The following is a 13,863-nucleotide window of genomic DNA, read 5'->3' as shown; positions in this document are numbered from 1 at the left end:
TTAATAAGTTAATTATATATTACGGCTGACTGTAGTTCCAATGTTTTCGCCCATCACCGCGCGACGAATATTACCAGGTTCGTTAAGATTGAAAACAACCAATGGGATGTCATTATCCATACTTAATGAGCTAGCTGTAGCATCCATCACTTTCAAGCCTTTATTAATCACATCTAGATGTGTTAAGTTCTCATATTTTTGAGCTTGTTCGTTAAAGCGTGGATCTGAATCGTAGACACCGTCTACATTATTTTTTGCCATTAAGATGACATCCGCATTCATTTCAGCTGCACGAAGCGCAGCTGTTGTATCTGTCGTAAAGAATGGATTCCCCGTTCCTCCAGCAAAGATAACAACACGCCCTTTTTCTAGGTGACGGATCGCACGACGACGAATATAGAGTTCGGCAACTTCACGCATTTCGATTGAAGTCTGGACGCGGGTCGGAACTCCTTCATTTTCCAACACATCTTGTAAGGCTAGGGCATTCATTACCGTAGCTAACATTCCCATGTAATCAGCTTGTGAACGTTCCATGCCCATTTCTTCACCGATTTTTCCACGCCAAATATTACCTCCACCCACAACGACGGCAATCTCAACGCCTAAATCGTGAACAGATTTAAACTCTTCAGCCATTAGTTTTAAGGTTGGTGGATGAATCCCAAATCCTTGTTCACCTGCCATGGCTTCGCCACTTAACTTCAGTACAACCCGATGATACTTCGGTGTTTCACTCATCTCATTACATCCTTTCTTGTCTTTGAAAAAAGTCCCAGCGAACTGGGACTGGATCGATTAATTATTGTTTCATTTGTTGAGCGACTTCTTCAGCGAAGTTGTCTTGGCGTTTTTCCATGCCCTCTCCAACTGTATAGCGGATGAATGTTTCGATGGTTCCACCTTTATCTCCAACATACTTACCAACCGTTACATCGTTATCTTTAACGAATGGTTGCTCAGTTAAGCTGATTTCGCCTAAGAATTTATGCATACGTCCGTCGATCATTTTTTCAACGATGTTTGCTGGTTTACCTTCATTTAGGGCAATTTCAGTTTGGATTTTCTTCTCATGTTCTACAACATCAGCTGGAACTTCATCTGGTGAAGTGTAACGAGGTTTCATCGCTGCAACGTGCATTGATACGTCACGTGCTACATCTTCGTCTGCTAAGCCTTTAATTAAAGTAATAACAGAAATTTGACCATTGTTATGGCTGTATGCACCGAATGAATCGCCGTCTTCTTTCGTTAATAAATCGAAACGACGGAATGAGATTTTCTCACCAATTGTATTTGTCGCATCCGTAATTAAATCTGCAATGCTCTTACCATCGATTTCAACCGCTAAAGCAGCATCTAAATCAGCAGGTTGCGCTTTAACTAAAGCTTGTGCAATATCATCAACTAATTTAACGAATTTTTCGTTCTTAGAAACGAAGTCTGTTTCTGAGTTGATTTCAACGATTGCAGCATGGTTACCATCAATTGCCATCGCAGATAAACCTTCAGCTGCAATACGGTCTGCTTTCTTAGCAGCCTTTGCTAGACCTTTTTCACGTAGGTGGTCGATTGCTTTCTCGATGTCGCCTTCTACTTCAACGAGTGCTTTCTTCGCATCCATCATACCTACACCAGTTAAATCACGTAACTCTTTAACTAATTGCGCTGTAATTTTTGCCATTTGAGTTCCTCCTATGAATTTGTTCTTAATAAAAACTGTCTTAACACAGGGCTAGGTACCTCTACCTGTGCATGCGTCCTGAATTAAGACAGTATCTTCGTTACTTATAAATTATTCTGCTGATTCCTCAGTTGACTCTTCAGTTGTTTCTTCTGATTCGAATAAGTTATCAAAGAAATCTTTATCTGAAGTCTCTTCGCTACCTTCTTCGTGGCTTACACCTTGGTTACCTTCAATTACTGCATCAGCAATTGCTGTTGTAATTAATTTAATTGCACGAATTGCATCATCGTTAGATGGAATTACATAATCCACTTCTTCAGGGTCACAGTTTGTGTCAACCATTCCGACAAGTGGAATATTTAATTTACGTGCTTCTTTCACTGCAATTTGCTCTTTGCGTGGGTCTACAATGTAGATCACGTCTGGTAAGCGAGGCATATCTTTAATTCCGCCTAAGTTTTGCTCTAAGCGGTCTAATTCTTTACGTAATTCTTGAACTTCTTTCTTAGGTAATACATCGAAAGTTCCGTCTTGTTCCATTTCTTCAATGCGTTTTAGACGTTTAATACTCTGTTGGATGGTTTCCCAGTTTGTTAACAATCCACCTAACCAACGATGGTTGATGTAATATTGTCCTGCACGTTTCGCTTGCTCTTCAATTGATTGAGCTGCTTGTTTTTTCGTTCCTACGAATAATACAATCCCACCATTTGAGACTTCGTCACGTACAAAGTTGTACGCTTTGTCAACTAATTTCACAGTTTGTTGTAAATCGATAATGTAAATACCATTACGCTCTGTAAAGATGTAAGGTTTCATTTTTGGATCCCAACGACGTGTTTGGTGTCCGAAATGAACACCGGCTTCTAGCAATTGTTTCATTGAAATGACTGCCATAATATTTCTCCTTTTTGGTTTTTATTTTCCTCCGAATAATTCGTCTCATTCACTGACTCGTGAGAGTACCCAGTAAATCATCCTTATTCGTGTGAATTTGGTGTTTTAACACCGTTAATAATCATACCTTAAACAGACATGGATTACAAGCCTTATCAAGGTGTTTGTTAATTATTTTTGTAGAGAAGTCAAACATTTATGACACAGCCTTTGATAAATAGATTGTGCTAAAGAAGCTAATCAGTAAAACTATTTTTGAAAAATTTAGTCAAGGCCTTTAGAGCGTAGCGGTGCCTTACTAAACTTGAAAGAAATAGATAATAGCTACGCTACTTTAGCAAAATAGTCATTAACGACTTCATCTGGACTTTTAAAATTCAGCACTTTACGATAAGTATTGTTGTAACTCGTGTTGTATCTAGCCAAAGCTTTCCGAAGTTCTTCCTCACTTGAAAAACGACGTCTTGAATAAAATCTTTCTTCATCTTCTCTGTGACTTCTTTCTACCAAGCCGTTTTGCCAAGGACTGTAGGGTGCTGTTGTTTTATAGCTAATCCCAAGAAATTCTAAAACCGTTTGAAACCTCGACTTCTTATCTGTTTCATAAGAGTCGTTTGTAAATTCTTTCCCATTATCTGTCTGAACTTTGTCTATCTTAAAGCCCATTCTTTTCTCTAAATCTATAAGAAATTCAGATGTTGTATAAGTGCTATTTTCATTCATCAAATCAAGAACTCTAGTTCTTGAATAAGCATCTATAGCTGTGATTTGATAGTATCGTTTATGGTTACTGGCAAAACCTATAGAATGAATAGGAACGTACTTCACATCGATTTGAACTAATTCTCCTGGATAAGAATAGTTGGGTTTATCTTTTTTCTTGATTCGCCTTTTTTTCTTTTTAGAAGGAGGTTTTAAGTTCATTTTCCGTATTTGACGACACATAGAATCATAGCTTCTAGTATAGCCCTTATCCCTACATTTACGATAGACGTGGGCTAATCCTCGATGCCTATGGTATCGATAGTTATACTTGATTAACTCTAATTCAGTCTGTGTGTGCTGATTAGGATGAGATTTAGGGCGAGTTGACTTCTTTCGAAGGGATTCAATCGTCCCATCGTATCGCTTCCGCCATCTTTGAACATATTGACGGGATGTGTGATACTTTCTCGCTGTAAGAGCATTATTATTCACTTTTATAGCATGCTTAACAATTCGTTCGCGATGTTTCATTCCTTCTGTTATAATAGACATATGAGAGATCCTCCTTGGATGATTTTTGATTGCACATCTATCATACCAAAGGGGGCTCTTTTTTTGTTTGTTTTATGTCACAAATGTATTATCTCCTAACATATCAAGGTGTTTGTTAATTATTTTTCTCGCTTTTTGCTTCTTTCTCACGGTAAAGTTCCGAATTGTTCTTCATGACTTCGGATAATTCTTGTTCAGGCGAAATTGAAGCGCCACGATCACGACGATAGGCTATATCTCGGTGGATAATCGCAGATAAGGCCGAGAACAATGGTACAAAAAGAATCATACCAGGAATTCCGAATAATCCCCCACCAATCGTCACAGCAATAATAACCCATAGTGCAGGAAGGCCAATTGAATCTCCCACGACACGTGGATAAAGTAAATTACCTTCAATCTGGTTAACCATAATCATAAAGACTACATATCCTAACGCTTGAATCGGTGATTGGACAAAAATTAACATAAATCCAATTCCAGTCGCAAGAAATGCTCCGATATATGGGATGAGTGCTGTAACTCCGGTCAGTACCCCTAGCATTGCTGGGTATGGGAAGCGAAGTAGGAATAATCCTAAAGCAACCATAATCCCTTCAATTGTTGCGGAAGTAAGTGTTCCAACAAAGAACCCTTTGAATGATTCATTTAAAATACGTGCGACATACATAATTTGATTATGTAAACGTGACGGCAAGTATGTCTCTGATAATAATACGAATTGGTATTGTAACTTCTCTTTATTTGAAAGCATAAAAATACTTAAAACAAAGGATAAGAAGAAATTGAAGATAAAACCTACCGTATTCCCGATCGTTGAAATAGTCCCATCAATGACATTACTGGTGATAGAGTTCAGGAAACTGATTGCATTTTGTGTAATACTATTCCAATTGAAGTTTAATTGTCCCAATACTTCTTGTAATTGCGGGAAACGTTCTTCAAGCGACATTCCCCAGTCACGAATACTCATGACAAAATTCGGTAAAGTATTGACAATCATTGAAATGACGCCAATTAATTGGGGAATAACTAAGTAAAACACTAAAAAGATAAAGAGTAAAATAACAATGATCGCCGTTGCAATACTGACAGGTCGCCGTGTTCGTTTTACCCAAGTATCTTCACGATCCGGAAAATAATACTCCTCAATCTTAGTCATCGGAATATTTAAAATATAGGCCATTGCGGCGCCAATAATAATTGGCATTAGAACAGCAATGAAATGATTAAATGTCTCTAAGACATTTCCAAAATAACGAATTAAAAGAAACAGCAATCCACTGAATAAAATAATTTTAATAATGGATTTTTCTGTCTTATCTGGTTCACGAAAGAATGACATCTGATTCCTCCTTTCTATTCTAGTATGTATAAATTAACTGAAAAAACCACAAATTTCAATCTAAATAACAAAAGACTGGTAGAAAAACTACCAGTCTGAGTCATAATCTTAGACTAATTTAAAATCTAATTGATGTTCACCGAGCTCGACATCCACGGTCGCATGTGGAGGAACCTCCCCAGCAATAATGCGTTTCGCAAGCGGTGTCTCCAATTCACGCGTTATAAAGCGTTCAAGTGGACGTGCTCCATAGATTGGATCATAACCATTATCAGCAATCCAATCAATCGCAGAAGGTTCCATTTGAAGATGAATATCTTGGCCTTCAAGACGTAAAGTCAATTGGTTGATCATCTTATGGACAATGCCCGTCATGTCTTCTCTCGTTAATGGTTTGAATAGCACGGTATCATCGATACGGTTTAAGAATTCAGGTTTAAAGTGTGCTTTAAGTTCAGCTTGAACAGCATTTTGTGCACTTTCTTCGATGGTTCCATCTTCATTCAATCCATCTAAGAGCAAATGACTACCGATGTTACTTGTCATAATGATGACCGTATTTTTAAAGTCAACTAAATGCCCTTTCGAATCGGTTAATCGACCATCATCCAGTACTTGTAATAAAATATTAAAGACATCCGGGTGAGCTTTTTCAATCTCATCGAGAAGTACAATCGTATATGGGCTACGACGTACTGCTTCGGTTAATTGGCCACCTTCTTCATGCCCTACATAGCCTGGAGGTGCACCCACTAAGCGAGATACGGTATGTTTTTCCATATACTCACTCATATCAATTCGAATCATATGGTCTTCTGAATTAAAGAGTGCTTCAGCCAATGCTTTTGCTAATTCCGTCTTACCAACCCCCGTAGGTCCTAAGAAGAGGAAGGAACCTATCGGTTTCCGTGGATCTTGGATGCCTGCTCTCGATCTTAAGACGGCTTCATAGACTTTATTCACCGCTTCAACTTGTCCGATTACTCGTTCTTTTAAAGTTTCATCGAGTGTTAGTAATTTAGCTCGTTCGCCTTCAACAATTTTATTGACAGGAATCCCTGTAATCCGTCCGACGACTTTTGCAATCTCTTCTTCGGTAACCGATTCTTGCGTTAAACGTGAATCAACATATTCTTCAGCTTGATGTTCTTCTAAATCCGCTAACTCTTTCTCTAGACCTGGAATTACACCATGTTGCAATTGCGCTGCCCGTTCTAAATCATATTGAGCTTGTGCATTTTCTAATTCACGACGTGCTTCATCAAGTTCTTCCCGTTTATCACGGACTTGATTGGTTGCAGCTTTCTCAACTTCCCAGCGCGCTTTGAGTTGACTTGCTTCTTCTCGTAAGTTTGCAATCTCTTCTTTGAGGTCTTCCAGACGTTTCATACTTGCTTTATCCGATTCTTTCTTCAAAGCGGCTTCTTCAATTTCTAACGTCATTAAACGACGATTGACTTGGTCAATTTCCGTAGGCACAGAGTTTAATTCCATTCGGATGGTTGCACACGCCTCATCCACTAAGTCAATCGCTTTATCAGGTAAGAAACGATCGGTAATATAGCGATCTGATAGAACCGCTGCACCAACCAACGCATTGTCATGAATATTCACACCATGGTGGATTTCAAAGCGTTCTTTCAATCCTCTCAAGATAGAGATCGTATCTTCAACATTCGGTTCTTTCACCATCACGCGTTGGAAACGACGTTCCAAAGCTTTGTCTTTTTCAAAGTTTTGGCGATATTCTTCAATGGTTGTGGCCCCAATACAATGCAATTCTCCACGAGCGAGCATTGGTTTAAGTAAGTTCCCTGCGTCCATCGAACCTTCTGTCTTACCAGCTCCAACAATGGTATGAATCTCATCAATAAAGAGAATGATTTCACCATCCGCATTTTTCACTTCTTTTAAGACAGCTTTCAAACGCTCTTCAAATTCGCCACGATATTTGGCGCCCGCAATCAAAGCCCCCATATCCAAGCTATAGATGACTTTGCCTTTTAAATTCTCTGGCACATCGTTTCGAATAATCCGTTGAGCTAAGCCTTCGATAATCGCGGTCTTACCAACCCCCGGATCCCCGATTAAGATTGGATTATTTTTAGTTTTTCTTGAGAGAATTCGAATCACATCTCGAATCTCTTCGTCTCGTCCGATAATCGGATCACTCTTGTTCGATTTCATCGCTTCATTTAAGTTAATTGCATATTGTTTTAAAGCATCGTAAGTTGCTTCTTGGTTTGGTGAGTTCACAGACTCCCCTCCTCTCAATGTTTCAATTTTTTCATTTAAAATCTCTTCCGTAATACCATGTTCTACTAAATATTTCGTAATCGGTTGATTTGGTTGACGATACAAAGCCAATAACAGGACGTCTATCGAGAGATAGGTATCTCCTTTTTCCGTTGCAATTTGGTTTGCATCTTGTAATAATCGATTTAAATTTTGTGAAATAGTCTGTCCGTATTGAATATTGCTGCCGGTGACTACGGCTATTTTATCTAGCTCTTGCTCGACGACTTGTTTTAATCCATCCATCGGAACTTGTAAATCTTGGTAGAGTTGATATGCATAATGATCACTTTGCATGAATACGCGCCACACATGCGCAATATCAATCGCTTGATGATGACGTGTCTGGGCAATTTGTTGCGCATCCGCTATTGTTTGTTGCACCAGTGTCGTATATTGTTCCATCCTGTTCACCACCTTATTTTTTTCTGTCGTTCATCGACTGACCTTAGTATACCAAAAAGGTCAAGATTGGTCAATAATATTTTGACTTTATTTGACCTTTGTTTTTATGGTTAAAAAAACTGCAGGACGCGTCCTGCAGTTTGTAATGATTAATGATGATGTCGCTTAAGTTTGCGCTCCGCTTCAAGTTGTTGGTAATATTTGAGTTCAAAGCGATGCTTATCTTGTTGTTGTTTATTCAAGAAGTTACCGATGACTCGAGTAGATTGAATGATATTAACAAATGCTTCTGGATCTCCTTGCGCAATCGCCATCTGTAAATCATATAACTCATACTGGTTAACTACAATCATTAAGGTGCTATTAGGTTCTCGACTATAGCCTCCGCGCCCATCAAGAATGGTCACCCCACGGCGAAGTCGGGCAAAGATGCTGTCGAGTACGGCGTCCACATGATCGGTCACAATAAAGACCGTTAAGCGCTTCTCATTGGTATGAATGAAGTTAATACAGCGTGCTGAAGCATACATGGAAATTAAGGTATAAAGTGCATATTCCCAACTATAAATATTTCCGGCAAATGAGATAATAATTAAGTTAATTAATAAGTTTACCGATCCGACGTTGACCCCAGTAGCGCGGAATACTACCACTGAAATAATATCCGTTCCCCCAGCTGAAAGACCAAAACGAACGGCCGTCCCCACTGCAATACCTCCGAGAACGCCCCCCATAATCCCATTAAGTAATGGATTTTCAGAAACTTGCGTCACTGGAATAATGGATGAGAAAAATGAAATCCCGAACACCACACAAAGCGTTAAAAAGGTGAATCGTTTACCTAATTTTATAAACGCTAAGGTAATAATTGGAATGTTCAGTATAAAGTTCAATTGACCAGGTAAAATCATATTCGCCCAAGGCGTGTAATGATTAATAAAATAACTTAAAATTTGGGCAAACCCCATTAATCCTCCGGAATAAATATGCCCTGGTAATAGAAATTTATTCATAGCAATTGAATAAACGATTGAAGAAAACAACACGACCAGTAATGCGACAATATTTTCCACAAATGGATACTTATTCGTAATTCTTCCTAACATTTGTCTTTTAATCCTCTACTCTAATTTGTAATTGAACCTGATTCGCCCAGGTTCGCGATTAAATCTTTTTGCAATCCTTTCGCAATTTGCGATCCCATGACTAAAGTTTGGTATAATGGTTCAATATCTTCTCCCACTCGCATCAACGTACGCAAGAAGATTTCCCCATCACCTGCTAAATGTAGTGCATAATAACCTGTTTTCATTTCATTTAATTGATTAATTGTGGTGAGTGCGGTCGCTTCCTTACTCCGTTCTGTGAGTAAATGGACATGGCGGAAGATAATTTGACTATCAACGTATGGCATGTCAGCTTCTTGAATAATAATTTCCGCAACTAATACACGTTCTTTTGTCAGTCGATAGGTCACCCGATATAGTCGATGTCCTTCCTCAATTTCCATCGAATTAAAAGGAATATCAAGCTCATTTAATTTTTCTTCGAAATGCTCATGAATTATAGACATATTCAGCCTCCAATAATAATAGTGATTTCAGTATACCATTAAATTCAAAGCAAGTGTATCCATTTCATAACAAACAGATGAGAATCCAACAACAAAAAACATCCCAGTTTCCTGGGATGTTGATTGATTTGATTAACGACGCTCAGCAATACGTGCAGAACGACCTGATAAGTTACGAATGTAGTATAACTTAGCACGACGTACTTTACCACGGCGTGTTACTTCAATCTTTGCAACGCGTGGTGTATGTACTGGGAAAGTACGTTCAACACCTACACCGTTAGAAATCTTACGAACAGTGTAAGTTTCGCTAATACCGTGTCCACGACGTTTAATGACTAAACCTTCGAAGATTTGCACACGCTCGCGCTCACCTTCAACGATTAATGCGTGAACACGCACGTTATCTCCAGGACGGAATTCTGGAATATCAGAACGTAATTGTCCTTCTGAGATTTTAGCAATAATTGGATTGATACTCATATATTTTCTTCTCCTTCCGACAAACAATCATAAATTAATTCAGTAATAATTTAGCGGATTATCGTGATAGCATAGTCCTTTAGACTACTTAGTTTATTATACAGAATTATCTTTTAATGTAAAGGGTAAATTAGTGAGCAGATAGACTTTCTAGCCATTTTTTCTCTTCTTCCGTTAATTTGGCCGTTTCGAGTAAATCAGGTCGATTCAAATAGGTTCGACGTAAGGCTTCTTGACGGCGCCATGCTTCAATCCGCTGGTGGTGTCCACTTAATAAGACTTCTGGCACTTCTTTGCCTCTAAAATTAGCTGGACGAGTGTACTGCGGATACTCTAATAAAGAAGATTGATGGGATTCCTCTTGAATGGACTGATGATTGCCAATGGCTTCTGGAATCAATCGGACCGTGGCATCAATCATTGCCATAGTGGGTATTTCCCCATTGGTTAACACATAATCTCCCATAGACACTTCATCGGTAATATAATCTCGAATGCGGTGATCAAATCCTTCATAGTGCCCGCAAATAAAGATTAAGTGGTCTTCTTTTGACCATGCTTGAGCCTTGGCTTGATTAAAAGGCTCTCCCGCTGGATCCGTCAGGATCACACGAGCATGTGAGTAATTTTCAATCTGTTCGAGTGCCTGCACAATCGGTTCTACCCGGAGTAACATTCCTGCCCCGCCGCCATAAGGATAATCATCCACATGACCGTGCTTATTGACTGCATACTCTCTAAAATTATGTAAATGAAAACCTAAAATCTCACGTTCACGTGCAAGTTTCATCATTGAATGCTCTAACGGTGCAAACATCTCTGGAAAAAGTGTGAGAACATCAATTCGCATCGTCAATAAGTCCTTCCATCAATTCTACTGTTACCCGCTGATTGGTTAAGTCAACTTCTTTCACTACATCTCCGATATAAGGTAAGAGAATATCACGCCGGCCAGCTTGAGCCGGTTTAACTACCCAGACATCATTCGATCCTAAGGCAAGAATCTCTTTAATTTGACCTAAATGTTCACCACCGACTGTATAGACTTTCAAGCCTTCAATTTGGTGATAATAGTAGTGATCCTCTTCAAGGGCCTGCTGTTGAGAGGCTTCGATCGCTAACCAACTCCCCTTATAGCACTCGACTTGATTAATATCTTGGTATTCTTCAAAAGCAACGATATAACTGCCTTTATGTTGCCGGGCTGACTGAACCGTGACAGCAATCGGTTGATCATCTTTTAAAATATAAAGTGTTGCGCCTTGAGCTAAGCGCTCCTCTGGAAAATCACTGTCAACGATGACTTTAACTTCTCCTCGAATACCAAAGGTATTCACTAGGCGTCCAATTTTATAATATGTCATTTCCAGCTCCTTTTTCATCAAAAAACTGCCAAAACAAAAGCCTCGGCAGTCGTAATATTATTCATCTTCTAGTTGGTCGGTTGCATCATCTTGAACGACGATTTTGGAACGTTTTTGCCCGCGTTGACGAATGCTATAGACAATCGTACGAATCGAACGAATTACTCGTCCGCGACGTCCAATAACACGTCCAATATCTTCTGGATTTAAGTGTAAATGATACTCGGTAAATTCTTCACCTTCAACTACTTTAATTTCAAAATCCTCTGGAAACTCAATCAATGGTTCAATCATCGTTTGAATTAAGGCTTTAATATCTAACATGTTTTATCACCCTTTATGAGTCAGATTATTTTTTTGTTTTAGAATCGTGGAATTTTTGCATAATTCCTTCTTTAGAGAATAAATTACGAACAGTATCGGATGGTTGCGCACCATTACCTAACCATTTCAATGCTAATTCTTCGTCGATTTTCAATTCTTTTGGTTCAGAAACTGGGTTATAAAAACCAATTTGCTCGATAATTCGACCATCACGTGGTGAACGTGAGTCTGCCACTACAATACGGTAGAATGGGTTTCTTTTAGAACCTAAACGTTTCATACGAATTTTTACTGCCATGTCGTCACCTCCTCAAATCAATATCACAAGGAATAATATAACAGATTATTTTACCCCTGTAAAGTCTTTTTACTTTACAGGGTAAATTTTATTTTCGTTTCATTTTTCGAAGTTTACGTTGGATCATTTTTTGTTTACGTTGAGCTTCTAAAGCTTCTGGTGATAGGGGTTCACCTGCACCGCCCATCAAGTTTGATAAATCTCCCATATCCGGCATTCCTTGTCCTTTCGGAAGATTTTTCATTTGTTTCATCATTTTACGCATGGAACCATTCTTACCTTGGGACATTTGGCTCATCATTTTTCGTGTTTGATTGAATTGTTTAATAAGTTGATTCACTTCATTCAATTCACGACCAGATCCACGCGCGATCCGACGGCGACGACTTTGAGAAATAATATCCGGATTTTCTCGTTCTTCCGGCGTCATCGACATCACGATTCCTTTAAGACGGGCCATATCTTTATCTGAAACATCAAATTGATCAAATCCTGGAATTTTATTAACACCCGGGATTAATTTCATCAGATCTTTAAGGGGTCCCATCTTGGTCACTTGATCCATTTGTTGGATAAAGTCATTGAAGTCAAAGCTGGCATCTTTAATTTTTTCTGCCATACGTTCGGCTTCGGCTTCATCAAAGTCTTGTTGGGCTTTCTCAATCAGGGTGAGCATATCTCCCATTCCAAGAATACGCCCAGCCATTCGATCCGGGTGGAACGGTTCTAAGGCATCCAGTTGCTCACCTTGACCGGTAAACTTAATTGGCTTCTCTGTAATCGCTCGAATCGATAACGCAGCTCCTCCACGCGTGTCCCCATCGAGCTTTGTTATAATAACCCCTGTAATATCTAAGGCATCATTAAATGCTTCAGCCACATTCGTCGCATCTTGTCCGGTCATCGCATCAACCGTTAGTAAGATTTCATCAGGATGAACAGCGGATTTGATATTACGTAATTCATTCATCAACTCTTCATTGACATGCAGTCGTCCTGCCGTGTCAATAATAACTACATCGTTTCCTTGTAATTTAGCATGAGCTAGTGCATCTGTTGCGAGTTGAACCGGATTGACATCCGTCCCTTGTGCAAAGACTTCCGCACCAATCTGTTGACCAATCGTCTGAAGTTGGTCAATCGCTGCCGGACGATAGACGTCTGCAGCTACTAAGAGCGGCCGGTTAAGTTGGTGATGCTTAGATAAATAATTCGTTAACTTCCCAACCGTTGTAGTCTTACCTGCCCCTTGAAGCCCTGCCATCATAATAACGGTTGGTGGTTGCTTCGAGATATTTAAGGGCGCTTGCTCACCGCCCATTAAATCCGTTAATTCTTCGTTAACGATTTTAACGACTTGTTGTGCCGGAGAAAGGGACTCTAAAACATCCGATCCTAACGCGCGTTCATTGACTCGCTTCACAAAGGTCTTGACGACTTGGAAGTTTACGTCTGCTTCCAGTAAAGCAAGACGGATTTCACGCATCATCTGTTTTAAGTCAGCTTCCGTAATCTTTCCACCGGCTCCTAGCGAACTGACTGCGCCTTGGAGTCGTTCTGATAATCCTTCAAATGCCATGGATTTCCTCCTAAATTATTCTTCTTGTTGTATTAATTGTTGAATCAATTCACGCCCATCGGAGTCTGCAACGTAGGGTAATAATTCTCGGTAATAATCGAGTCGGCTTAAGCGTTTTTGATTAACTTTTAAAGTCTCTTCATAATGAAGCAATGCATTTTCAGCTCGCTTTAAATTATCGCGCACTCCTTGGCGTGTAATATTGAGTTGTTCAGCAATTTCAGCTAAAGAGAAGTCTTCTTCATAATACATGGCCATCACATCTCGCTGCCTGTCTGTAAGTAACTGCTTATAAATGGGAAATAATTGCCCCATTAAGACCATATTTTCTAGAAACATTGCCTACTCCTCACTGA

The 13,863-nt window shown here is 39.3% G+C and carries 15 protein-coding genes; all 15 read right to left on the bottom strand.

Annotated elements, in window-relative coordinates:
* Window positions 1-12 precede the first annotated feature (12 nt).
* Window positions 13-741, bottom strand: a complete 729-nt coding sequence (gene pyrH / locus HMPREF9707_RS02640; RefSeq protein WP_006701171.1) for a UMP kinase — start codon at window positions 739-741, stop codon at window positions 13-15.
* 61 nt (window positions 742-802) lie between these two features.
* Window positions 803-1,684 (bottom strand): translation elongation factor Ts, encoded by an 882-nt coding sequence (tsf, locus tag HMPREF9707_RS02635; protein WP_006701170.1) that lies wholly within the window; start codon window positions 1,682-1,684, stop codon window positions 803-805.
* Window positions 1,685-1,795: 111 nt separating this feature from the next.
* Window positions 1,796-2,584, bottom strand: coding sequence for a 30S ribosomal protein S2 (gene rpsB / locus HMPREF9707_RS02630; protein ID WP_006701169.1), 789 nt, complete (start codon window positions 2,582-2,584; stop codon window positions 1,796-1,798).
* A 324-nt stretch (window positions 2,585-2,908) separates the two neighbouring features.
* A complete protein-coding gene (locus tag HMPREF9707_RS02625; RefSeq protein WP_006701141.1) occupies window positions 2,909-3,841 on the bottom strand; it encodes an IS481 family transposase in 933 nt (310 codons plus the stop codon).
* A gap of 115 nt (window positions 3,842-3,956) precedes the next feature.
* The gene (locus tag HMPREF9707_RS02620; RefSeq protein WP_006701168.1) at window positions 3,957-5,186 is read right to left on the bottom strand and encodes an AI-2E family transporter; all 1,230 of its coding nucleotides are present in this window, start codon (window positions 5,184-5,186) and stop codon (window positions 3,957-3,959) included.
* A gap of 108 nt (window positions 5,187-5,294) precedes the next feature.
* Window positions 5,295-7,886, bottom strand: a complete 2,592-nt coding sequence (clpB, locus tag HMPREF9707_RS02615) for an ATP-dependent chaperone ClpB (RefSeq protein ID WP_006701167.1) — start codon at window positions 7,884-7,886, stop codon at window positions 5,295-5,297.
* A 149-nt stretch (window positions 7,887-8,035) separates the two neighbouring features.
* Window positions 8,036-8,992: a YitT family protein gene (locus HMPREF9707_RS02610; RefSeq protein ID WP_006701166.1), complete on the bottom strand. Its 957-nt coding sequence runs from the start codon at window positions 8,990-8,992 to the stop codon at window positions 8,036-8,038.
* Between the two features lie 20 nt (window positions 8,993-9,012).
* On the bottom strand, window positions 9,013-9,459 hold the full coding sequence (locus HMPREF9707_RS02605; protein WP_006701165.1) for a hypothetical protein: 447 nt from the start codon (window positions 9,457-9,459) through the stop codon (window positions 9,013-9,015).
* Window positions 9,460-9,591: 132 nt separating this feature from the next.
* Window positions 9,592-9,942, bottom strand: coding sequence for a 50S ribosomal protein L19 (gene rplS / locus HMPREF9707_RS02600; RefSeq protein WP_006701164.1), 351 nt, complete (start codon window positions 9,940-9,942; stop codon window positions 9,592-9,594).
* 130 nt (window positions 9,943-10,072) lie between these two features.
* On the bottom strand, window positions 10,073-10,792 hold the full coding sequence (trmD, locus tag HMPREF9707_RS02595; RefSeq protein WP_006701163.1) for a tRNA (guanosine(37)-N1)-methyltransferase TrmD: 720 nt from the start codon (window positions 10,790-10,792) through the stop codon (window positions 10,073-10,075).
* On the bottom strand, window positions 10,782-11,306 hold the full coding sequence (gene rimM, locus HMPREF9707_RS02590; RefSeq protein ID WP_006701162.1) for a ribosome maturation factor RimM: 525 nt from the start codon (window positions 11,304-11,306) through the stop codon (window positions 10,782-10,784). Before rimM ends, trmD begins: the two co-directional genes overlap by 11 nt.
* A gap of 57 nt (window positions 11,307-11,363) precedes the next feature.
* Entirely contained in the window at window positions 11,364-11,630 is a 267-nt protein-coding gene (locus HMPREF9707_RS02585; RefSeq protein ID WP_006701161.1) for a KH domain-containing protein, read from the bottom strand.
* Window positions 11,631-11,655: 25 nt separating this feature from the next.
* A complete protein-coding gene (rpsP, locus tag HMPREF9707_RS02580; protein WP_006701160.1) occupies window positions 11,656-11,928 on the bottom strand; it encodes a 30S ribosomal protein S16 in 273 nt (90 codons plus the stop codon).
* A gap of 88 nt (window positions 11,929-12,016) precedes the next feature.
* Window positions 12,017-13,507, bottom strand: coding sequence for a signal recognition particle protein (gene ffh, locus HMPREF9707_RS02575; RefSeq protein WP_006701159.1), 1,491 nt, complete (start codon window positions 13,505-13,507; stop codon window positions 12,017-12,019).
* A 15-nt stretch (window positions 13,508-13,522) separates the two neighbouring features.
* Window positions 13,523-13,846 carry a YlxM family DNA-binding protein gene (gene ylxM / locus HMPREF9707_RS02570; protein ID WP_006701158.1) on the bottom strand — a complete coding sequence of 108 codons (324 nt, stop codon included), beginning with the start codon at window positions 13,844-13,846 and terminating at the stop codon, window positions 13,523-13,525.
* Window positions 13,847-13,863 lie beyond the last annotated feature (17 nt).

Origin of the sequence: Falseniella ignava CCUG 37419 (genome assembly GCF_000301055.1) — a bacterium.
Taxonomy (GTDB): Bacteria; Bacillota; Bacilli; order Lactobacillales; family Aerococcaceae; genus Falseniella; species Falseniella ignava.
The sequence above is the reverse complement of the archived record's forward strand: the minus strand, read 5'-3'. Positions and strand labels throughout refer to the sequence as shown.